The sequence below is a fragment of the Chlorogloea sp. CCALA 695 genome (assembly GCF_003003885.1).
Classification (GTDB): domain Bacteria; phylum Cyanobacteriota; class Cyanobacteriia; order Cyanobacteriales; family Chroococcidiopsidaceae; genus Aliterella.
This window is the reverse complement of the sequence record NZ_PVWN01000036.1, coordinates 15,859-37,208: the sequence shown is the minus strand read 5'-3', so window position 1 is coordinate 37,208 and position 21,350 is coordinate 15,859. Positions and strand designations below refer to the sequence as shown.

Sequence of the window (21,350 nt, the reverse complement as noted above, 5' to 3'; positions counted from 1 at the left end):
AATGCTATTAATTTAGCTGATACTTATAAATATATTTAGTTACTGCTACAAACTTAAAAGTAGTATGCCAATATTTACAGCTACCACTATTAAGCTTGACAAAATAGCAACTATAAGGTGTGTAAAAAGTATTAGGTTAAAATGCTAGTTTGGACTAAGTATTGTGTTGCGATCGCCCTAACTGAGAACTTTCCCTATAAAGGCGATCGCCGATGAGACAATTTACTATTACTCCAAAGTACCAATAGTTAGGATTTGCGGCGGGGTGGAGTCTGGAGGATAAATCAACTCTAGCTGCACCATACGGCGGCTTGAGGGAGCCATTTTTAAGGAAATTAGGGGATCTAATACTTGTCCTACACGATGCCACAAATGCACGTAGCGCGTTTGTTGTTTACCGTTGTCGTCACTGTAACGCAAGCGGACTGTACCCCGAAAAAAGGGAAAATCTAAGGGTGGTTGGCGAAAACGCGCGCCCTTTTGACTCAGTTTGTCTTCTTTTAAGGGCGTAGCAAGGGTTAAAGTTACTGTTTGAGCTTTTTGAGTTGAATTAATTAAAGGAATTGAAAGATTGTAAAGAACGCCGTAATTCCCATGAGATTCATAGGCGGTATCAGGATATCGGGCTAACATCTTGGCTGTTTGCACTTGTCCTGTACCTAATCTGCCACCAATGAGCGTATTTATAGCATAGGAAATAGCTTTTCCTGGGGCAGGAATTGTCAAGTTTTTAGCTTGGGGATTGTCTGCAAGAGTTGCTTTCCATTGCGAACCTTGCGATATACCTGCAACTCTACCGTAGATTAATTGACCGCTAGTTTGTTCGGGAGGGGTAGGGGTTTTGTCACGGGGACTTGAAAGGCTACTTGTAGTTAGTAATTGCTCCCATTGGGCTAAATTCGGCGCTGGATCGCTTTGTTGCTTGGCAAACATTGCTAGACTTGCGATATAAACTTTGCCGCTACTATTTAGCTGCATGAGTGTAGATCGCCCATTAACAGCTTTAACTAAATCGCGGACGGGAATCGGCGAATTTAGTAACATTTTGCTTTCCCCTGGGGCAATTACTAGCTTTTGAGGAAAACCAGCTTGACGGACACCTCGTAATACATTGCTTACAGCGCGATCGCCTGGACCAGAATAAGTTTTACCGTCATCATTTTCTAAGTAAGAGAATAAAGTGACATAAGGTGCTTCTGGTAACAAATAACTAGCGGCGGCTAAAACATTTACAGTTACAGGCTTTTTCCCTGGATTATTAACAATAATCCCCAAATAAAGTGTCTGTGAATCTTTGGGATAGTAGCTGAAATGGTGAGCAAATAAATCAAACCGCCCTTCTAATGGATAGTTGAGATGGGCAGATGGTACTTTTTTGTCCGTCGCGGGAAAAGTCGATAGTAGAATGCCATCAGCTTTTACTCCTTCAGGACTATTGCTATTAAATACCGGAATATTGTCTAGTTTGCCTGGTAATGGTAAAACTGATTGAGATTGGACGACCTCTTTAGGCGTTGTTTGGGCAAAAACTAGCTTGGGCATTGGCGAAACTTGCAGTATTATTGCTAAAGATGCGAGCGCCGGATACTTAAGCAAATCAAAATTTTTTATACTATTTTTCATAAAAGTTTTGCTTTGACTACAAAGCATTAATTTCTGGGGATGGTAATTAGAAATAGTTTAAACACGGGAAGTTTGCCGCCGTAAACTAGAAATAGTAGCAGTTAAGTGTTGGGCTACTATATCAATTTCAGTAGCAGTATTAAAACGCCCGATTCCCAACCTCACCGAGGCATAAGCTAGTTTTTCGGAGTGTCCCAAGGCTGTCAAAACATGAGATGGGGCGATAGTTGCACTAGAACAAGCAGCACCCGAAGAAACTGCCATTATTGGCTGTAATCCCAATAATAAAGCCGCTCCATCTACACCTTCTACACTAATATTAAGGTTGCCTGCTAATCTTCGGGTAGAATGACCATTAAGATGTATTCCTTCTAACTTACTAAGCTGTCGCCATAAGTTTTGGCGTAAATCTGTTAAACGTTTAGTCTCGCTTTCCATCTCTGTTAAAGCAATTTCTACCGCCTTGGCAAACCCGACAATTTGCGGTGGGTACAAAGTCCCCGAACGCCTAGAACGCTCGTGTCCGCCTCCGTGTAGCTGTGCCGATAGTTGCACTCTAGGGTTGCGCCGACGGACGTACAAAGCACCTATACCTTTAGCGCCATAGACTTTATGCGCCGTCATTGATAACAAATCAATATTCATTGACTCGACATTTAGCGGAATTTTACCGATCGCTTGTGCCGCATCTGTATGCAATAATACCCCCGCAGCGCGACAGATTGCCCCAATTTCTGCCAGAGGTTGCAAAACGCCAATTTCGTTATTAGCAGCCATTACAGATACTAAAATTGTTTCTGGACGCAAAGCTTGCTGAAAAACCTCTAAGTCAATTATTCCGTCTGACTGGACAGGCAAAATAGTAATTTCAAAACCAAGTCCTCGCAGATAGTTACAAGGATCTAATACGGCGCTATGCTCGGTTTGTAAAGTAATGATGTGCTGCCCTTTACTAAAATAAGCTTCCGCTATCCCCTTAATTGCTAGATTGTTAGCCTCAGTTGCGCCACTGGTAAATACTATTTCTTCGGGGGATGCGCCAATAGCATTAGCTAAGGTATTTCTCGCCTGTTTTACCCCAGCTTCCGCTTCCCACCCGTAAATATGACCGCTACTTGATGGGTTGCCAAAATACTCTGTGAAATATGGTAGCATTGCCGCTAATACTCGTTCGTCAACAGGTGTCGTAGCGTGACAATCTAGATAAATAGGACGATTATTCAAAGTTTTTGCTCTTTTAATAAAGGTTTCACTTAAATTTCTTTAATCACAACTCAAAATACATCAAAAGTCTAGATTTTATTCAACCACAAGATAGATACGATTGAGTAAACAGTAATTTAGACTATAAAGAAAATAAGTAATTAATCACTTTTAATTCATTTGGATGTTAATGTTGTCTTGTCGCCCCCGTACCTTGCGCGTTCTTGTAGTCGACGATCACGAACTAACTCGTTTTAGCCTCAAGCTTGCCCTAAGTGGACAGGAAAACATCGAATTAGTAGGTGTTGCTAGTAACGGACAAGAAGCGATAGAAATGGTAGAACGCTACCACCCTAACGTAATTGTTCTCGATCTGCAAATGCCTGTAATGGATGGCTGGAGTGCTTCTAGCCGAATAAAAACTATCGATCCATCTACTCAGATTATTGCTTATTCTTCTTTAGAAAACCCTAAGTTTCAAGAAACAAGCAACATTACTTGTCTAGATGCTTTTTGTAAAAAAGATACACCCACTCTAGAACTAATTAAGTTAGTTAGAGAATTAGGGGCTAAAGTACCAAACCATTAAAAAAGTGCAGAATCTAAAAAAATCACGCTGACAAGTTAAATTCCTTAACCATCAGCGTGAAATTCATTGTATCTATAAATAAGCTAATTTAATAGACTTCTCCAGGAAAGGTACGCTTAAACTCATCAATCAAGTCGTCCATTTCTTCTAAAGCTTGGTTGACATCAATTCTCAGACTGCCCAAATTTGGCTGTTCTAGTAAAGTTAGCAATTCTTCGCGCTTGGTTTTAACTAAAGCAACTCTGTCTTTAAGGGTTTGGGTATCCATTGTGTTTATTTCCAGTAATCAATAATCTTATTTTATAAGCTGTTAGCTACTTGCTGCCTACTTAAATCGCTGTAGTTAGCCTGGAGTCGGCAAAAAATCTTTAGCCTAGGAAAAAATAAATATATTGGAGTTTTTGGGGTGATTATAGAAACTTGCCTCAATATGCTGGATAGAAGTTGATTTTGGTAAATTTGTAGGATGAAACCAATTTAACTCGGTACTCGATAGCAAAGTGCGTTTTTGGTTGGAAGTGCGATCGCACAGTTCTTTATACTATTGAGGCAATCAAAATACGCTCCTTGGCGTGTAATCCCCTATGTTGAAAAAAATTGCCGCTTTTTTGCTAGTAATAGCAGTTACTTTTAATTTAACAAGTTGTGCCACCGCCGGGGCAGGACTCAAAAGCTATGTGGATGCAACCCGTGGCTATGAGTTTTTGTATCCTAACGGCTGGCTTCCAGTAAAGGTGTCTAACGGTGCTGATATTGTTTTCCACGATATGATTGAAATTAGCGAAAATGTATCAGTGGTAGTTAGTCCCGTTGCTAATGGTAAAACTTTAGCAGAACTTGGAACTCCGACAGAGGTAGGGTATAAATTAAGCAAAAGTGCGATCGCACCTCCTGATTCTGGACGCGAAGCAGAACTTGTCAACGCCGCCTCAAGAGAAGTAAAAGGCAAAAAATACTACCTTTTAGAGTTTGCTGTCAAACTTCCCAATAATCAAGAACGCCACAATTTAGCTAGTGTCGCTGTTAGTCGTGGCAAACTCTATACTTTCAATGCTTCTGCGCCCGAAAAACGTTGGCAAAAAGTTCAAACTCAGTTTGAATCAGTAGTTGATTCTTTCTTAGTTTATTAATATGCCTTTACCCCAGTTTGTCCTTGCTTCCGCCTCTCCCGCCCGTCGCCGCTTGCTACAAATTGCTGGAATTGACCCTGTAGTAAGTGTTAGCAATTTTGATGAGTCGCAAATTCAAAGAAGCGATCCGCGCGAATTGGTCGAAGTTCTCGCTAAATGCAAAGCCGAGAGAGTAGCAGGGCAATTTGAATCGGCGTTAATTTTGGGTTGCGATTCGGTGTTGTTAGTAGACGGGGAAATTCATGGAAAACCTGCAAACCCCTCAGAAGCGATCGCCCGGTGGCAAAAAATGCGCGGTAAAGTCGGCGAACTCTATACAGGTCATGCTTTGATAGACTTAGTGCAAAATCGGACGGTTAGCTATCCGCAGATGACAGAAGTTTATTTTGCTCAGATAAGCGATCGCGTCATTGCCAAATATGTAGCTACAGGCGAACCGCTACAATGTGCTGGGGCTTTTGCTTTAGAAGGTTATGGCAGCTTATTTATAGAAAAAATTTTTGGCTGCCATACTAACGTTATTGGCTTAAGTATGCCCTTACTGCGGCAAATGCTAGAACAGTTAGATTACGATGTTACAGATTTTTGGCAAGCTAGGTAGGATAAAAATCACGGGCATCTAATACCGTTTCTCCATAATTGGGAACCCACGCCACCCACTTATCTTCGCCCAGATCACACAATAGTAGTGCTTCGTCATAACTATATTCGCTGGGCAATTTTAATAAATGTACCCAGGTGTCGGGCGTAAGCGTTAAGTCGCAGCTATTTTTAGTTGACCAGTCTATTTGTCCTACAGGTAAAATACAAAAGTTTGGCTGGTAGTAAGTTACTTGCATCGTTTCTTCCCATTACACAACTAAATCGTTCTTTCTGTATTCTACGTTACAGATAATCAAAGTTGTACAGCCATAAGTGTTAAATAACTTTACTTAGTACCGCAATTTTAAAAAACAACTATGTCATCATCTTCTTTGCGATCGCAACAACACCCTTTAATTTGCCAATTAGCTAATGTCATAGAAGGTAGCTGGCAGAAATATTTAGACTTATCACCGTACCCCATGCCCGCAGAGTTAGGGTATGTAGAAGGAAAGCTAGAAGGGGAAAAGTTAGTAATTGAAAACCTCTGCTATCAAACTCCCCAGTTTCGTAAGCTGCACTTAGAACTTGCCAAAGTTGGAACAATGCTTGATATCTTGCATTGCGTGATGTTTCCGCGCCCCGAATACGCCTTACCGATGTTTGGTTGCGACTTAGTAGGCGGAAGGGGACAAATTAGCGCCGCGATCGCCGATTTATCGCCTTTAAATGCCGAACGCTTGACGACTCCCGAATACAGCACCCAAATAGAAACCTTACCTACTATTAATTTTAGTAATAACCGCGAGTTGCCTGAGTGGGGGGATATTTTTTCCGAGTTTTGTATTTTCGTGCGTCCTGGTTCCCCTGAAGAAGAACAGATGTTTGTGCAGCGAGTCGAGGCATTTTTAGCTATTCATTGCCAAAATGCGATCGCATCCCAACCTCAAAGCGGCGAAAAGAGAGCCGAAATTGTTGCAGCGCAACAGTATTATTGTACTAAACAGCAACAAAATGACAAAACTCGGAGAGTTTTAGAAAAAGCTTTCGGCAACCAATGGGCAGAACATTACATGACTACCGTTTTGTTTGATTTGCCAGAATGTTAGCGATCAAATTATTTCTATCTCTGACATGACTTGTACTAACAGATTCCAGCAAGAGTATATTTGATCCAATTGCCTTAAAAATTACAGGGTAAACTCGTGCAAATTGCATTAACAAAGGTGTTTCAGAAAGTTGCAGAAGGCTATATTGCCTTTGTTGAAGAATTGCCTGGAGTTAACACGCAAGGAGATTCTTTAGAGGAAGCCAGAATAAATCTAGAGGAAGCTATTGGGCTAGTTATAGAAGCTAATCGCCTCCTTGCTGAAGAACAGCTCCAAGGACAAGATGCGATTAAAGAGTCTGTTTTTCTGTCCGTTGCATGAAGCGTCTAGATTTGATCTGCCATATTGAGGCTCACGGTTGCGAATTTTTGAGAGAAGGAGGCAACAACTGCGATCTATGTTAATCGTTTGTCTCAAAGAGTTTCAACAATTCCGCGTCATCGTGAAATAAATAATTTTCTCGCCCGTAAAATCTACCGGGATCTTCAAGTCCCAGACCCGACAGCAACTTAAGACAAGACTTTGCATCGTAATTATTAATTAGGACGCGGTAGGGAAAGATACTGGTTAGAGGTGAGATGTATAGTTACTTTATGGAAAATAGTCAACGCCAAGGGCAACTCATAAAATGGATAGACGAGCGCGGCTTTGGCTTTATTCAACCTGCTGATGGTAGTCCTGAAGTTTTTTTGCACATCTCGCAAATCAAAGATGCAACTCGCCGTCCGCAAACAGATGACACAATTTACTACTATGTTGTAGTTGAAAAAGATGGCAAAGTTCGTGCGGACAATGCCTTTATTTTGGGAGCTAAGATTAAGTCAAATTCGACCTTTGATTCTAAATCTCGCACTACATCTACGTCTTCGTTTCCAGTATGGGAGCTATTGCTGCTATCAATTCTGCCTTTAACTGGCTCAATTCATGTGGCTTTGACAATGGCAAATCCACTCCCGCTTATTCTCTATCCGATAATGAGTTTGATAACTTTTGCTGTGTACGCTGACGATAAGGCTCGTGCAAAACGAGGCGGTTGGAGAACTTCTGAGAAAACGCTCCATCTATGCGAATTTGCAGGGGGCTGGTTAGGTGCTTTTGTTGCCCAGCGCAGACTTCGTCATAAAAGTAGTAAAAAGTCTTATCAACAAGTATTTTGGGCAATTTCTTCAATTCACATGGTGTTTTGGTTCGATTGGCTTTTCCTCGATAAGACTTTGAGCAAAGCATTTCTCAATATTATTTCTAGCAGGTAAGCACGACAAACTAGAAAATATGCACTATTTATCGGTAATAGATGACTTTAGTGGCAGATACTTAGCATAAGTTGTATTTTTAAATTTGAGGAATAATATTTTAAATTTATAGAGATGCGATCGCCATGTCTAGAACGATCGAACAGCCAATACGAAAAGCAGAATCAGAGTTAAAGCCCAAAAATCGCTGGAAGATAGGTTTAGCTGTCGCCAGTGCGATCGCCCTTGGTGCGATAGCTTTTAATAAGCTGCAACCACAAGCCCCTACAACCCCTGTAGCAATTCCTACCCCTGTAATTGAATCTGCCATCGCTTTAGGCAGATTAGAGCCTCAAGGAGAAGTAATTAAGGTGTCTGCACCAACCTCTGCTCAAGGCATGGGAGCAAGAGTTGATAAAATATTGGTAAAAGAAGGACAATTAGTGTCTGTTGGACAAGTAATAGCTATTTTAGACAATCGCGATCGCACGGTGGCGGCTTTGGACGGGGCAAAACAACAAGTAGAAGTTGCCCGTGCTAATCTAGCTAAAGTCAAGGCTGGAGCGCAAACCGGGGAAATCGCAGCCCAACAAGCAACAATTGAACGTTTGCAAGCTCAGTTGAGCGGTGAAATCAAAGCCAACGATGCTACTATTGCGCGTTTGCAAGCCGAACTCCAAGGGCAAAATGAAACTCTCCAAGCAACGGTAGCGCGTACCGAAGCCGAGCAAAGCAACGCTCAAAGCGATTTACAACGTTATCAAGATTTGTATAACAATGGCGCTATTTCTGCCCAAGAATTAGAACGCAGACGATTAAGTGCAGTAACGACAACGGAGCAAGTTAACGAAAGTCAAGCTACACGAACTGAAAGAGTAAATACAATTCAACAGCAGTTAATTGAAGCTAGAGCAATTAGGGAAAGCGCAATAGCTACTTCAACTCAGCAAATTAATGAAGCAAGAGCTACTTTAAATAAAATTGTTGAAGTTCGCCCGGTAGATGTACAAATAGCTCAAGCGCAAGTCAATAGCGCCCTGTCTGGTGTAAGGCAATTTCAAGCTGATTTAGCTTTAACTTATGTTACCGCGCCCCAAGCTGGGGAAATTATGAAAATTCATACCAGAGCCGGGGAAAATATTAGTACCGATGGCATTGTTGAACTAGGTAAAACTGATTCAATGCTAGTAGTCGCGGAAGTATTAGAAGAAGATATTGGTAAAATTCGTCTCGGACAAAAAGCCACTATTACCAGCGATAATAGGGCTTTTAATGGCGAATTAAAAGGCACTGTTGTAGAAGTTGGTAGGCTCATTGGTAAACAAGATATAATTGATAACGATCCATCGGCGGATGTAGATGCTAGAGTCGTTGAAGTTAAAATTAATCTCAATTCTCAATCTAGTTGGAAAGTTTCTGGTTTAACTAATGCCAAAGTTGTGGTAGCAATTACTATTTAAAAATAATGTTAAAAAAAATTCCTCTAGCATGGTTGCAATTAACGAGAGAAAAACCTCGACTTTTAATTGCTCTATCGGGAATTGCTTTCGCGGATATTCTCATGTTTATGCAGCTTGGGTTTCGAGAAGCATTGTTTAATTCTAATGTGCGGATGCACGACAGTTTAGACGCAGATATTGTCTTAATTAATCCTCAATCTGATGCTTTACTTTCAATGGAACCTTTTTCGCAAAGGCGTTTGTATCAAGCACTAGGATTAAAAGGCGTAAAATCTGTACATCCGGTATATTTGGATTTTACTAGCTGGAAAAATCCCCAAACTCGCAAGCTTCGTAATATTCAAGTAATTGGCATAAACCCCAAAGATCAATTGTTTGCTTTGGCTGGAGTTTCAGAAAAATTAGATAAAGTTAAGTTGCCAGATGTTGTATTATTTGATCGCGGATCTAGACCGGAATTTGGGGATGTTACTACAGATTTTAATAAGGGAAAAGTAGTTGCAACCGAAGTCGCAGGTAGGCGAGTTAAAGTCGGTGGGATATTTGAATTAGGGGCATCTTTTGGAGCAGATGGGAATATAATTACTAGCGATCGCAATTTTTTACGGTTATTTGCTGATAAAAGGCAGCGCGGATTAATTGATATCGGGTTAATTAGATTAGAACCTGGCACAGATCCAGCCGTAATTAAACAGCAATTAATTAGTTATTTGGCTAAAGATATAAAAATTTTAACTAAACAAGAATACGCTGATTTTGAAAAAGCTTACTGGTCAAGTAGTACGCCTATCGGATTTATTTTTACTTTAGGTACAATTATCGGTTTCATTGTCGGAACAGTGATTGTTTATCAAATTCTTTATAGTGAAGTCTCCGACCACTTGCCCGAATACGCAACTTTAAAAGCAATGGGTTACACTCAGAAATATTTGCTATTAGTAGTGTTTCAAGAAGCTATAATCCTAGCTATTTTGGGTTACATTCCAGGATTTGGGTTTGCTATGTTTCAGTATGCTATGGCAAAAAATGCTACTTTATTACCTATAGCTATGACGTTAGAACGAGCCATAACCGTTTTAATTTTAACTATAATTATGTGTTGTGCTTCGGGCGCGATCGCCGTCCGCAAACTCCAAGCTGCCGATCCGGCAGATATATTTTAATTAATACTATGGTAGAACCTGTAATTGCCATTGAAAATCTCAATCATTACTACGGCAAAGGAAACCTCAAAAAACAGGTTTTATTTGATATTAATCTCAGCATTAATGCTGGAGAAATTGTGATTATGACTGGCCCTTCTGGCTCTGGGAAAACTACGCTACTTAGCTTAATTGGCTGCTTGCGTTCGGTGCAAGAAGGAAATTTAACCCTTTTAGATCGGCAATTGAATGGAGCGAAAGAAAGTAAGTTAGTGCAAATGCGGCGGCAAATTGGCTATATTTTTCAAGCTCACAATTTACTCGGATTTCTCAGCGCCAAACAAAATGTGCAAATGTCTATCGAATTAAACGATCACATTTCTAAACAACAAGCCGAAGCAAAATCTACAGAAATGCTGCAAGCTGTAGGGTTGGGAGAGCGGGTAAATTACTACCCAGACAGCCTTTCTGGCGGACAAAAACAACGCATTGCGATCGCTCGTGCTTTGGTAAATCATCCCAAACTTATCCTTGCAGACGAACCTACCGCCGCTTTAGACAAAAAATCTGGGCGCGATGTCGTAGAAATTATGCAGCGCCTCGCTAAAGAGCAAGGCTCAACTATTTTGATGGTGACTCACGACAACCGCATTTTAGATATCGCCGATCGCATTGTTGATATGGAAGATGGTTATTTAACCCGTAATGCCGATCTGAGTGCAGCTTCTAGCTAATTTATGTTGCTTTAATAGTTCATTTGTACTATTGTAGTGACAATCTAGTTAAAAAGCCGTTTATTATGAGCGAATTTATTAGTACAGGTACAAAAACAACAGCGCCTTCTAGTCCTATAGAGCCATTACAATCGCCGTTGAGCCGGGAAAAGCCGCAAAAAGTAATTAACGGCTGGCAAAAACTGTTAGTAAAGGCTGAAAAAGTCAACCGATTATCTGAGCAATTAGAGGAAGCGGTATTTGAATTAAAAGTCACCGCCAGCGAAATTAAGTGCGATCGCTATACTCGGCTGATATTTAAGGATAAAGTCCTTGCTATTCCTTGCATTCATTATCAAAAACCAGATTTAATTGTTTTAGCAACAAGAAAAATAAACCTTTTTCAGCAAGAGAGAGAGGCGTTGCAACTATCGCAGATGCTTCGCAGACGCACAAAAAGAAGATTAAAAAGACCTATTCCAACCGTCTTATCAAAGTCATCAAAATTTCAAGCTCAAAATAAAAACTTTATCCAACAGTTAGTTTTGATGGTGCGAAAAATAACTATATTAATTGGTCGAAAACCGCCAACGGTTCGCAATCGTTCCCCAAAAGTTAATTCGATTAGTTGTTAGCGATTAAAAGTCTTTTTGATGAGTAATTGTCTTTGCAGGTAAGTAAAAATCTATTGCTCCACGTTGCCATAAAACGCCTATAGTTACCTGCTTAAACAGCCAGTATAGAATAGTGATTACGACAAAAGTAATAAAAACGATTGCTAAAGGAATTTTACCAATCAAATCTTCTACTACTGTACCGACTAAATCATCGGGTCGAGTAATCAAATCCCAGCTATTATAACGGGGAAACCGCCCTAAATAAATACCAATAGCACACAAGGCATGAATAGATAACTCCGCAGCTAAAATAAATTTTTTCATGCCAATGCGCTGCAAATAGTAACCTAAATTCATCAAAGAAACAACGTAAGCTTCAAACCCAGACAAAATAAATAGCAAATGCAGAGGAAAGACAATTAAAGTAACTGTCCATACAGAATCGACCGCGCGGACATCATAAATAAGATGAATAATATCAGTCAAAATATATGGTGCATTAGGCAAAAAAGCTAAGAAAACTACAAATCCTAGCCACCAAACCACTGAACGCGATCGCCCACGGCGAAATAACCAAAAGCTCAATCCTAAAGGAATAAAAGCTAAAAAAAGATTCCAGACAATTCGCCCAAGATTCCGGCTTGAAATCCACTTAAGCGTTTTTAATAAAGCAATTACTCTTTCTCTCATCAAAAATTTTCCAAAAAATTAGGCAAGGATAGCATTAATTACAGGCTTTTAACTAACCAGTATAGCTAGGACTTAAAAATAGTTTAATTTTTGAGATTGAGGCTTAAGTTTTTTTAAGGTATCTATTTAGGTAATAACCATAAAAATATCCTCCCCGGCTTACTTAGGTAAAGTCGGGGAGGATGAAAACTTTATTTATGCAGTTGGCTTAGTTGAAATAACTCATTTCTGACTCTAGCTGCCGAATTAACTGCTCATCTCCATTAGCTCTAGCAACTTGTAGGCGATGCTCTAAACTTCTTTGGATATTAACGCGGTGAGCATCAGAGGCTTGCTTGGCGGCTTGTTGTTTATTTCTAATCATGATTACTTATCTGCTTTATTAGTTTTTTTGTTTGTTAATCCTAACATAACACCTAATTCGTAACAACGGCTACAGAAAAACCCTAAAATCCTTATTATGGGGTCAATTTCTAACCCAAGATAGAGCAACGTAGCTTTTGTCACCTCTTGAGTTTACGGTTGGGTAGAAATTGCTATAGTTCAGACGCAATTACCTTTAAATAGAGGCGAAATAGTGCTAGTAAAGGTCTATAGATGACGTTGGGCAACTTTCCAGTAGCGGGAAAAACTTTTGAGATCGATATAACCCTCGTATTCAAAAAATGGCTCTATTGGTAGCACGGTAATGGGTAGAGCGATTTTTTGGCAAATATCTTTAAATCGAGGACTAGGACTTGTAACGGTGACTACAGCATGGCGATCGCATTCTTGGGCAAAAGCAACTATTTCTGTTGCTACGTCTCCGCGTCGAATCACTACAGGTAGCTCTAATAAACATTCGTAAATGAACTTTATCCTTTTGAGACTTAGCTGCCACTCATCAATTAAGGCATCATCCCATACCCAAATTGCCGGAGCATCGGGGTACATTTTTAAGGCAGGATTAGCAGGACTCAAACAGTCTCCATGTACCCAAATTATCGGTAGATTCATATATTATTAAGCCTTGGGCGTTGGGGATTTTTAGGGCGGTGTTTTTGGGGAGTAGAGCGATAAAACTCCGCTTGGGGAAATAACTGGTTTTGCAATTTTTCGTAGCTTCCTTCAAAGTCGCAGCTACCGTAGAAAGGACATTGACGACAATAAACTCCTTCAGTATGACGCTCTAAATTTTCCCGGTTGAAAAAATATGGTTTTTGGCTGAAGGTACTCGAAACCCATTGCCAAGATAAATTATTACTCGCGGGGTCGCCATCTAATAAATGTTGCAAAAACCAGACTGCCCCCGCTTGCCAGCTAATAGAGCGCCAATGCACTATGTAAGATGCCAGCCATAATCGCGCGTGATTGTGTAGGTATCCTGTTTCGCGCAACTGCTGGCTAAAGCTATCAATGCAGACAAGCTTAGTTGTTCCACTAGCAATATCATCGGGTAATACCTCAGCATAGTTTTTAGACGTATAGCCAGTTTTATAAGGCTCTCTGTCCAGCCAAATATCATTACCAAGCTCAATATAAAGCCGTTGCCAATAATCACGCCATCCTAGTTCGTTGATTAGTTTACTTGCTTCATCTTTTTGTTGTACTTGAGCTTGAATATAATCGCGAATTTCTGCCAAACTTAAAACCCCATAACGGATGTATGGCGACAACCGAGTCACTGCACCAGTTAGATAGTTGCGCGAACTAGCATATTTAGACGGGTTTACTTGCTCTAGAAGTTCTTGGGCGGCTTTGCGACCACCTATAGTTTTACTAATATGCTTATCTCGTGCTGTAGCTGTAGGAAATTGGGTTTGGAGGTAAGCAACTAATTCCTCTGAAGTAGCAAACTCTCGCCGCATATCTTTATTCATCAAGGTATTTTCCGTTAGTCTCTATAACTATTGTGAACTACTACAATCGTTGGGCAAGGTTGAAGGTTATAAACCCAAAGAGATTATTATTTCTTTTGACTTTTCAATTCAATCGTTAGGTAGTTGGTTACACTACAAAGCAAATGATATAGATTTTGTAAAGGTATGTAGACCTAGTAATCTGAATCCTTTGCAGCGTTACTGTAAAAATTTTAATGATGACAACGCTAAACGGGCGGTATCAAGTTATTCAGGTTTTAGGACATGGCGGGTTTGGTGAAACCTTCTTAGCTGAGGATACTTATCTGCCTTCCCGCCGCCCTTGTGTGATTAAGCAGCTAAAGTTGATGAATAACCCGCAAAAGAACCAAGCGGGACAACAAAAGTTTCAACAAGAGCGATTTGGGCGCGAAGCAGCGACTCTAGAAAAACTAGGAGAAGGTAGCACCCAAATTCCCAAGCTTTTCGCCTACTTTGTCGAAAACGAGGAGTTTTACTTGATTCAAGAGTGGATTCAAGGGCCAACCTTAACTGATGTTGTCACCGCTCAAGAAACTATGAGCGAACTTGATGTTAAAAATATTTTGGTGAGTTTGTTATCTGTTCTTGACTACGTTCATAGCGGCGGTATTATCCACCGAGATATTAAGCCAGATAATATTATTTTACGCAACTCAAATAATCAGCCAGTTTTAATTGATTTTGGTGCAGTTAAAGAAACCGTAGCTACAGTAATTAATGCTCAAGGAAAAAGTGATCGCTCAATTGTGGTTGGTACGCCGGGTTTTATGGCTCCAGAGCAAGCCGCCGGAAGACCAATTTATGCCAGTGACGTATATAGTTTAGGCTTGACAGCGATTTATATGCTTACGGGCAAACATCCCCAACAGTTAGAATTAGACTCGGAAACTGGCGAGATTTTGTGGCACAAATACATAACAAAGGCGAGTCCACTAACAGACATAATTGATCGCGCTATTAAATATCATCCGCGCGATCGCTACACTACAGCCCAAAAAATGCTAGAAGCAATGCAAGCAATGGGTGTTTCTGTACCAATAGCAACTCTGGTTGTAAGTCCTGTCGCTAGCCAGTCGCCGACAATATTTTCCCCTTCTAAAAATGTCCCTGAAACCGTAAGCCAAGGAAAGGGGAAAAGAAATTTAATTATCGGTGGTTTGCTGGCTACGGGGTTGGCGGGAGTTGTAGCTATAGTTAGTTTTGGGCAAAATCAAACTCTTAAGCCAATTGATGTAACCGCACCTACAAACACCCCCTCACCAGATTCTATTGCAGTCAAAGAGCGATCGCCTTCCCCAATACAGGAGGTTTTACCTAGTTCCCCTTCACCAGTAACACAAAATGAAGTTACTACGCCAACCCCTACCGCAACACCTACGCAAAATAAAGCTAATACTACTCAATCTAAAGTAATTGGTTTCCCTCCGGGTACTTCCGAAAACAGAGTTAAAGCTGCTTTTGGCAACCCAAAAACTAATACAAGGGGTATTTGGGGCAATACTCGCGCCGTTATTTATGAATTAGAACCAGAGCGGATTACTTTAGGCTACTTGTATGATCGCAATTCAGGGCAAATTCGCCAAACTGAAGTAGCTTTTGCTCAATCGGTAGCATCAGACGTAATGCAATCTACTTTACAAGGAATGCTAGGCAATTACTTTTCTGAAGATATTAACAACGGGTTGCAACAAGTGCGTCAACGCCAAACTAAGAGTTATTCGTTTAATACAGGGAACTTAAAAGGCACGATTGAAAGAAACGAGCGCGATCGCATTTATATTGGTGTTTGGGAAGCTGATTTGCATTGAACGAAAACGGAAATAGCTACATTTAATCAAATTAAATAATAGTAAGCACTTAACCCCTACTTAGTCTAACGTTGTAATGGAGCAGGGTTGAGTATAAAGTTATGGCGCTAATAGTTCAAAAATACGGTGGTACTTCTGTCGGTTCAGTAGAACGCATTACAGCAGTGGCAAAAAGAGCGATCGCACTCTGCAAACAGGGAAACTCCTTAGTTGTAGTAGTTTCGGCAATGGGCAAAACTACCGATGGGTTAGTGCGACTAGCTCAAGAAATCTCTACAAGTCCCAGCCGTCGGGAAATGGATATGCTACTTTCCACTGGCGAACAGGTAACAATTGCGTTGTTGGCGATGGCATTACAAGAATTAGGACAACCAGCAATTTCCCTCACAGGGGCGCAAGTAGGCATTATTACCGAAGCTGAACATAGCCGCGCCCGAATTTTGCACATTAACCCAGAAAGAATTAATCGCCAATTGCAAGAGGGAAAAGTTGTTGTAGTTGCAGGCTTTCAAGGTATTAGCAACACCTTAGACTTAGAGATTACAACTTTAGGACGTGGTGGAAGCGACACTTCCGCCGTTGCTATAGCTGCCGCTTTAAAAGCTGATTATTGCGAAATTTATACTGACGTACCAGGAATTTTGACCACCGATCCGCGCCTAGTACCTCAAGCGCAGTTGATGGCAGAAATTACCTGCGATGAAATGCTAGAACTAGCGAGTTTGGGTGCAAAAGTTTTGCATCCTCGCGCCGTAGAAATTGCTCGAAATTACGGGGTAGAACTGGTAGTTCGTTCTAGTTGGAGTGAAGAACCCGGTACGCGGGTAGTGTCGCCGATACCCAAAGAAAGAAGCCTTGTAGACTTAGAAATTGCTCGTCCAGTAGATGGGGTGGAATTAGATACAGATCAAGCTAGGGTAGCTTTATTGCGCGTACCCGATCGCCCAGGAGTAGCAGCACGACTCTTTGGCGAAATTGCCAAGCAAAACTTGGATGTTGACTTAATCATTCAATCTATCCACGACGGCAATACTAACGATATAGCTTTTACGGTAACTACACCCATGCTCAAACGAGCGGAAGCTGTAGCTAGTGCGATTGCCCCTGTACTACGTTCTAATAGCGATTGCGCCCCCCAAGAAGCTGAAGTAATGATTCAGCCGCAAATTGCCAAAGTCAGCATCGCTGGCGCGGGGATGATTGGTCGTCCGGGAGTAGCGGCGAAAATGTTTGCTACTTTATCGCAAGCGGGGGTAAATATTCAAATGATTTCAACTTCTGAAGTCAAAGTTAGTTGCGTAATTGATGCTAGTGATGGCGATCGCGCCATCAATGCCCTTTGTGCCGCCTTTGCAGTCACTAAACAAGCTCCCAGTCAAAAAATTAATACTGCCATCCCTCCGGTGCGGGGAGTCGCTCTAGACCTCAATCAAGCACGTTTGGCTATTAGGCAAGTACCTGATCGCCCCGGAACCGCCGCCCGCTTATTTGGATTGCTAGCAGAAAATAGTATTAGTGTTGATACAATTATCCAATCTCAACGCTGTCGTATAGTTGACGGTGTACCCAAGCGCGATATTGCCTGTACGGTAGCGCAACTAGACGCAGAATTGGCAAAAGAAACTTTAAAAAATGCGGCGCTAGAATTTGGTTGGGGTGAAATAGTCGTTGATAGTGCGATCGCTAAAGTAAGTATCGTTGGGGCAGGAATGCTCGGACAACCAGGAATTGCCGCTAAAATGTTTCAAGCCCTCGCCCAGCAGCAAATCAATATCCAAATGATTGCAACTTCAGAAATCAAAATTAGCTGCGTTGTCTCTCAAGAAGAAGGAGTTAAAGCCCTACAAGCAATTCACAGCGCTTTTGAGCTTGAAGGCAAAGACGAAATTCAAGTTTCTGCTTAAAAATGCCCCCAAACTGATGCAGTCCGGGGGCGAAGAATAATTAAGCAGCCACAAAACCATAAATTAAGTTACTGACAACCGATAGCGCTAAAGCCCCAATTAACGCGCTCCAAATCCCTTGACGCAGGCGAAAACCACTTACAGCACTGGCTGTAAGTGCCAAAGCAACGGCAGCAACAATAAACGTAACTAGCCCAGAGATTAAACCAAAAGTCAACAGATTAGGAATAAAAAATACTGCCTTCAAAATTGGATTGATAACGGCGGCGACAACTCCCAAAACTGCGGCGGAGGTGTAAGCTTTTGCTGGGCTATCAATTTCTACCCCTACAGGCAATTTGGTCACAATCAGCAAGCTTGAAGCACTAACTAGCCAAGCAATTAATAAACTTACAAGATCAAAGTGCATAATTTTATTCTCCTAATTTTCAACAGATTCTTAATACCAGTAGACTAATTTAGTCTAGAAATATTCATCTGTAAATTGGCAGAACTTGAGCTTATCTTTGGGGTGAAACTGGACTTGGTTGCGTCCTTGAGGGTGCTATCGGAAAAACTGGAATAGTATTATTAACCCCCGGTGGGCTGGTAGGCGGTGTAGGAAGGGGTTCTGTACCTTGCAACGGGCTAGTAGTTGGTGAAGGATTGACAGGAATAGTCAAATTAGGGGCAACGGTAGCAGGGGTTTGAGTAGAAGATGGTGGTAAAGTTGCCAAAGCAACGCGATCACCTCCTACTTGTCGCATAGTATCTAATACTTGCACCACATCGTCATAGCTTGATGTCCTAGAAGCATTCAACACCATCAAAGCCGTAGGGTTAGCCCGAAAATAAGTTTGTAAAGTTCCGGGCAATTGGTCTAAATTAATTGGTTGTTGTTCGACATAAATTTGTCCCACTGGATCTATAGTTACAATCAATCGTTGTTGCGCCTGGGGTGTTGTACTGGTATTTGCTTTTGGCAAATCTACATTAATTGCTTGCTGCCGAGTAAATTGCAAAGCTGCTAACAAAAAGAATGTCAATATACAAAAAATGACATCAATCAACGGAATAATCTGAATTTGGACTTCTTCAAGGGGTGAGTGTAAATTAATTTTCATTTTGGTGATTTGTATAGCTCAAAACTGTGAATTGTCCCGATGATTCTCGTTATTGTGCGGTGTCTCATTACTTTCTTGTTCGCCTATTTCCGTTGCTTCGGGGCTAGCAATTGGTTCATGCGGAGATGTACCTAAGTCTTGCGTGCGTTCCTCCACGCCAACATCTGATTGAAAACTTGTTGGTTGTTGCAACCTAGTAGGTTGGCTAGTTGTGATATTTTCCTTCGTAGTCACTAATTCTAGATTCGGGCGTTCTTCAATAGTTGACATACTTGCAGAGATATTTTGCCAGTATTGCCGATAAAGCAACTCTAAGTCGCTTCCTGACCTCCGAAACACTTTAACTTGATTGACTACAAAACCTTGAAACAAACGGTAAAAAACCAAACTACTAATCGCCACAATTAGCCCGGCGGCGGTACTGATCAATGATTGTCCAATTCCTGTAGTTACTCCCGCCGCCGCCGCCGTTCCTAAGTCTCCGAGGCGAATATTACCTAAAGACTGAATTAACCCCAATACTGTACCTAATAACCCTAATAGGGGCGCTAGAGCAATCACAGCTTCTAACACTTTTTCCCCTTGTCGCATCGATGACAGTTCATCTTCGGCGCTGGCTTCTAAAGCCAATCGAAAAAGCTCTGGATCGGGCTTTACAAGGCGCAAGGGAGCGTAAAGAAACCGCCCAATAGGCTGATTAACAGCACGTTTGGCAAGTTCTGTTGCTGACCCCCAATTGGCACTAGCTGTATTTAAAATTCGATTGACAATCTCGCTTTCTTGGCTAAGAATCCTCACCCAAAACCACAATCTCTCAATAATCACGCTCAACGATAAAATCGATAAAGCTAGCAAAGGCCACATTGCTGGCCCACCATCTCGAAAAATCTGTACTACATCCACTGTTTTACTCTCCTCCGTCCATTCCTCAGCCCACTATTTAAGCATCGTTAACCACAACGTTGCTTAAGGCACTTTAATTGTAGAGATTAACGCGCGATCGCCACCTAAAATTTTCGGATCTACTCAACACTTGCCTAGATTTTTAGACAACAGTAAATAGTAGCAACGTCCGCACTATAAAAGGACGGTTATTTACACCGCAATTTCTCTAATAGATTTGTCACAATTATAAATAACTGGAGGTTGAACAAATGAACTTTTCGATTCAATCAGTCTACTCTTGGTATCGCAATCTGCTTCGCAATCCAAAATACCGTTGGTGGGTAATTATTGGTACAGGTCTCTATTTTGTTAGTCCTATTGATATTGCGCCGGACTTTTTGCCCATTGTTGGACAATTAGATGATGTATTTTTACTAACTCTTTTAGTTTCGGAAGTGTCCCAAATGGTAATTGAAGGCGTAAAAGCCCGGAAAAATTACTCGGAAACTGCTACTACTACCGATCCTACCAATACCGCTAGTACCGTTGATGTGGATGCGGTTTCGCTCAAATAACTAACCAAATCCTGACACTGTGCGATCGCACCTGCTAATAATAATGCCGCTAATTCAATAAATGGATTAGCGGCATTATGCTATTTTGTTTCTTTGAGGGCGAACGAGGGGACTTGAACCCCCGAATGGTGGAATCACAATCCACTGCCTTAACCACTTGGCTACGCCCGCCATGCCATTAATTACCCTAACACAGTTTTTCAATTATCGACTAATTTATTTTTATTTGACTCCAACTAATTTAATGTCAATAAATGTTACAGTGATTTGTATAGATTGTTCCTATGCCAAAGCTGAGGATAGAACTCGCAGTAAATCTTAACCTTTGCTGGTAATAGGAATAATTTTGTTTAAAAGATAACAATTTTTAGTATGAACGCCCAACTACAACCTATCGTTACGCCAAAATTACAACAACCCAAGTTTGGCTTTAACGAATATGCAGAAAGATTGAACGGTAGAGCCGCTATGATTGGCTTTAGTCTTATGATAATTATTGAATACGTGACTAATCAAGGTGTGTTTACTTGGCTGGGCTTAAAATAGAATTGCTCGTTATTGATTAAACACTCAGCAGCTAAGTTTTGAGACTATAATTATAAAGAAAAGGTAAAGCCCCACCTTAAAAGCTACAATTAAAAGCACAGCTAAAGCTTGCTTCTGTAAAATTGGGTAAAGCGGATAATCAATAATTTTACTTTCTTTACCTGAATAATAGCAACAGTAAAAAATAATTAAACTTGTAATGAACCCTATAAATCCAAGATTTTTGAGTTCAATGTATCGTAAAGAACCTATACCCAGCTTTTTGGTCACAATTGGCTTAGTGAATGCCATAATTGGGGGACTAAATGATCGCACGGGTTTGTTTTCATTAGGTCTAGCAACTGTAGGCGGTGCAATCCTAGGGCGTTGGCGGATGCAGCAAAAGCCTACAGCACAGATACAACCAAAATCTCAAATTTACCTTTCAGCAGCGTCTTCTGACTCTGTACCTACGCTAAAAACCCCCAAACGAAAGCGCTCGATTTAAGCACTACAGGCGTAGAATAAGAATTATTAAAAATTAAATAAGCAATTTAGCCAAATTAGTTAGGAGGAAAAG

General features: G+C 41.0%; 25 protein-coding genes, 1 tRNA gene and 1 pseudogene. 15 read left to right on the top strand and 12 right to left on the bottom strand.

Annotation, left to right across the window (positions count from 1 at the left end; all coding sequences use genetic code 11):
- Window positions 1–228: 228 nt before the first annotated feature.
- On the bottom strand, window positions 229–1,542 hold the full coding sequence (locus C7B70_RS16640; protein WP_199192316.1) for a DUF3370 domain-containing protein: 1,314 nt from the start codon (window positions 1,540–1,542) through the stop codon (window positions 229–231).
- 138 nt (window positions 1,543–1,680) lie between these two features.
- The gene (locus C7B70_RS16635; RefSeq protein ID WP_106370132.1) at window positions 1,681–2,847 is read right to left on the bottom strand and encodes a cysteine desulfurase family protein; all 1,167 of its coding nucleotides are present in this window, start codon (window positions 2,845–2,847) and stop codon (window positions 1,681–1,683) included.
- A 169-nt stretch (window positions 2,848–3,016) separates the two neighbouring features.
- Between C7B70_RS16635 and C7B70_RS16630 the strand changes: the two genes are divergently transcribed.
- Complete coding sequence (locus C7B70_RS16630; RefSeq protein ID WP_233220966.1) at window positions 3,017–3,415, top strand: response regulator transcription factor; 399 nt, start codon at window positions 3,017–3,019, stop codon at window positions 3,413–3,415.
- A gap of 88 nt (window positions 3,416–3,503) precedes the next feature.
- On the opposite strand, the gene C7B70_RS16625 is transcribed toward C7B70_RS16630, so the two are convergent.
- Window positions 3,504–3,683 (bottom strand): hypothetical protein, encoded by a 180-nt coding sequence (locus C7B70_RS16625; protein ID WP_106370130.1) that lies wholly within the window; start codon window positions 3,681–3,683, stop codon window positions 3,504–3,506.
- A 316-nt stretch (window positions 3,684–3,999) separates the two neighbouring features.
- Between C7B70_RS16625 and psbP the strand changes: the two genes are divergently transcribed.
- Both psbP and C7B70_RS16615 read left to right on the top strand, forming a co-directional pair.
- Window positions 4,000–4,545, top strand: a complete 546-nt coding sequence (psbP, locus tag C7B70_RS16620; RefSeq protein WP_106370129.1) for a photosystem II reaction center PsbP — start codon at window positions 4,000–4,002, stop codon at window positions 4,543–4,545.
- 1 nt (window position 4,546) lies between these two features.
- Window positions 4,547–5,146, top strand: a complete 600-nt coding sequence (locus C7B70_RS16615; RefSeq protein ID WP_106370128.1) for a nucleoside triphosphate pyrophosphatase — start codon at window positions 4,547–4,549, stop codon at window positions 5,144–5,146.
- Here the strand turns inward: C7B70_RS16615 and C7B70_RS16610 are convergent.
- On the bottom strand, window positions 5,139–5,384 hold the full coding sequence (locus tag C7B70_RS16610) for a hypothetical protein (RefSeq protein WP_106370127.1): 246 nt from the start codon (window positions 5,382–5,384) through the stop codon (window positions 5,139–5,141). The genes C7B70_RS16615 and C7B70_RS16610 overlap by 8 nt on opposite strands.
- Window positions 5,385–5,504: 120 nt before the next feature.
- Between C7B70_RS16610 and C7B70_RS16605 the strand changes: the two genes are divergently transcribed.
- From C7B70_RS16605 to C7B70_RS16570, 7 genes are all read left to right on the top strand, one after another.
- Window positions 5,505–6,236, top strand: coding sequence for a phycocyanobilin:ferredoxin oxidoreductase (locus C7B70_RS16605; RefSeq protein ID WP_106370126.1), 732 nt, complete (start codon window positions 5,505–5,507; stop codon window positions 6,234–6,236).
- A gap of 96 nt (window positions 6,237–6,332) precedes the next feature.
- Complete coding sequence (locus C7B70_RS16600; RefSeq protein WP_106370125.1) at window positions 6,333–6,557, top strand: type II toxin-antitoxin system HicB family antitoxin; 225 nt, start codon at window positions 6,333–6,335, stop codon at window positions 6,555–6,557.
- A gap of 257 nt (window positions 6,558–6,814) precedes the next feature.
- Window positions 6,815–7,489 carry a cold shock and DUF1294 domain-containing protein gene (locus C7B70_RS16590; protein ID WP_233220965.1) on the top strand — a complete coding sequence of 225 codons (675 nt, stop codon included), beginning with the start codon at window positions 6,815–6,817 and terminating at the stop codon, window positions 7,487–7,489.
- 125 nt (window positions 7,490–7,614) lie between these two features.
- Window positions 7,615–8,928, top strand: a complete 1,314-nt coding sequence (locus C7B70_RS16585; RefSeq protein WP_106370123.1) for an ABC exporter membrane fusion protein — start codon at window positions 7,615–7,617, stop codon at window positions 8,926–8,928.
- 5 nt (window positions 8,929–8,933) lie between these two features.
- Window positions 8,934–10,091: an ABC transporter permease DevC gene (gene devC / locus C7B70_RS16580; RefSeq protein ID WP_106370122.1), complete on the top strand. Its 1,158-nt coding sequence runs from the start codon at window positions 8,934–8,936 to the stop codon at window positions 10,089–10,091.
- Window positions 10,092–10,099: 8 nt separating this feature from the next.
- Complete coding sequence (locus C7B70_RS16575; protein WP_106370121.1) at window positions 10,100–10,804, top strand: DevA family ABC transporter ATP-binding protein; 705 nt, start codon at window positions 10,100–10,102, stop codon at window positions 10,802–10,804.
- A gap of 65 nt (window positions 10,805–10,869) precedes the next feature.
- Complete coding sequence (locus tag C7B70_RS16570; protein ID WP_106370120.1) at window positions 10,870–11,418, top strand: hypothetical protein; 549 nt, start codon at window positions 10,870–10,872, stop codon at window positions 11,416–11,418.
- Between the two features lie 3 nt (window positions 11,419–11,421).
- On the opposite strand, the gene C7B70_RS16565 is transcribed toward C7B70_RS16570, so the two are convergent.
- The 4 genes from C7B70_RS16565 to C7B70_RS16555 form a co-directional block, all read right to left on the bottom strand.
- A complete protein-coding gene (locus C7B70_RS16565; protein WP_106370119.1) occupies window positions 11,422–12,090 on the bottom strand; it encodes a DUF1361 domain-containing protein in 669 nt (222 codons plus the stop codon).
- Between the two features lie 208 nt (window positions 12,091–12,298).
- Window positions 12,299–12,454 (bottom strand): hypothetical protein, encoded by a 156-nt coding sequence (locus C7B70_RS27080; RefSeq protein ID WP_199192313.1) that lies wholly within the window; start codon window positions 12,452–12,454, stop codon window positions 12,299–12,301.
- A gap of 227 nt (window positions 12,455–12,681) precedes the next feature.
- Window positions 12,682–13,086 carry a hypothetical protein gene (locus C7B70_RS16560; RefSeq protein WP_106370118.1) on the bottom strand — a complete coding sequence of 135 codons (405 nt, stop codon included), beginning with the start codon at window positions 13,084–13,086 and terminating at the stop codon, window positions 12,682–12,684.
- Window positions 13,083–13,949 carry an FAD-binding domain-containing protein gene (locus C7B70_RS16555; RefSeq protein ID WP_106370117.1) on the bottom strand — a complete coding sequence of 289 codons (867 nt, stop codon included), beginning with the start codon at window positions 13,947–13,949 and terminating at the stop codon, window positions 13,083–13,085. Before C7B70_RS16555 ends, C7B70_RS16560 begins: the two co-directional genes overlap by 4 nt.
- A gap of 215 nt (window positions 13,950–14,164) precedes the next feature.
- Between C7B70_RS16555 and C7B70_RS16550 the strand changes: the two genes are divergently transcribed.
- A complete protein-coding gene (locus C7B70_RS16550; protein ID WP_106370116.1) occupies window positions 14,165–15,778 on the top strand; it encodes a serine/threonine-protein kinase in 1,614 nt (537 codons plus the stop codon).
- Between the two features lie 101 nt (window positions 15,779–15,879).
- A complete protein-coding gene (locus C7B70_RS16545; protein ID WP_106370115.1) occupies window positions 15,880–17,682 on the top strand; it encodes an aspartate kinase in 1,803 nt (600 codons plus the stop codon).
- A gap of 40 nt (window positions 17,683–17,722) precedes the next feature.
- Here the strand turns inward: C7B70_RS16545 and C7B70_RS16540 are convergent, their stop codons facing one another.
- The 3 genes and pseudogenes from C7B70_RS16540 to C7B70_RS16530 all read right to left on the bottom strand — a co-directional run.
- Window positions 17,723–18,091, bottom strand: a complete 369-nt coding sequence (locus C7B70_RS16540; RefSeq protein ID WP_106370114.1) for a phage holin family protein — start codon at window positions 18,089–18,091, stop codon at window positions 17,723–17,725.
- Between the two features lie 91 nt (window positions 18,092–18,182).
- The gene (locus tag C7B70_RS16535) at window positions 18,183–18,785 is read right to left on the bottom strand and encodes a biopolymer transporter ExbD (RefSeq protein WP_106370113.1); all 603 of its coding nucleotides are present in this window, start codon (window positions 18,783–18,785) and stop codon (window positions 18,183–18,185) included.
- A 258-nt stretch (window positions 18,786–19,043) separates the two neighbouring features.
- A pseudogene (locus C7B70_RS16530) lies at window positions 19,044–19,688 on the bottom strand (MotA/TolQ/ExbB proton channel family protein); the annotation flags it as partial.
- A 251-nt stretch (window positions 19,689–19,939) separates the two neighbouring features.
- On the opposite strand from C7B70_RS16530, the gene C7B70_RS16525 reads away from it, so the two are divergent.
- The gene (locus C7B70_RS16525) at window positions 19,940–20,245 is read left to right on the top strand and encodes a YkvA family protein (RefSeq protein ID WP_106370111.1); all 306 of its coding nucleotides are present in this window, start codon (window positions 19,940–19,942) and stop codon (window positions 20,243–20,245) included.
- A gap of 98 nt (window positions 20,246–20,343) precedes the next feature.
- On the opposite strand, the gene C7B70_RS16520 is transcribed toward C7B70_RS16525, so the two are convergent.
- Window positions 20,344–20,416: transfer RNA gene (locus C7B70_RS16520), tRNA-His, on the bottom strand.
- Window positions 20,417–20,617: 201 nt separating this feature from the next.
- On the opposite strand from C7B70_RS16520, the gene C7B70_RS27075 reads away from it, so the two are divergent.
- Window positions 20,618–20,791 (top strand): hypothetical protein, encoded by a 174-nt coding sequence (locus C7B70_RS27075; RefSeq protein ID WP_199192312.1) that lies wholly within the window; start codon window positions 20,618–20,620, stop codon window positions 20,789–20,791.
- A gap of 232 nt (window positions 20,792–21,023) precedes the next feature.
- Window positions 21,024–21,278, top strand: coding sequence for a hypothetical protein (locus C7B70_RS16515; RefSeq protein ID WP_233220964.1), 255 nt, complete (start codon window positions 21,024–21,026; stop codon window positions 21,276–21,278).
- Window positions 21,279–21,350: the final 72 nt, after the last annotated feature.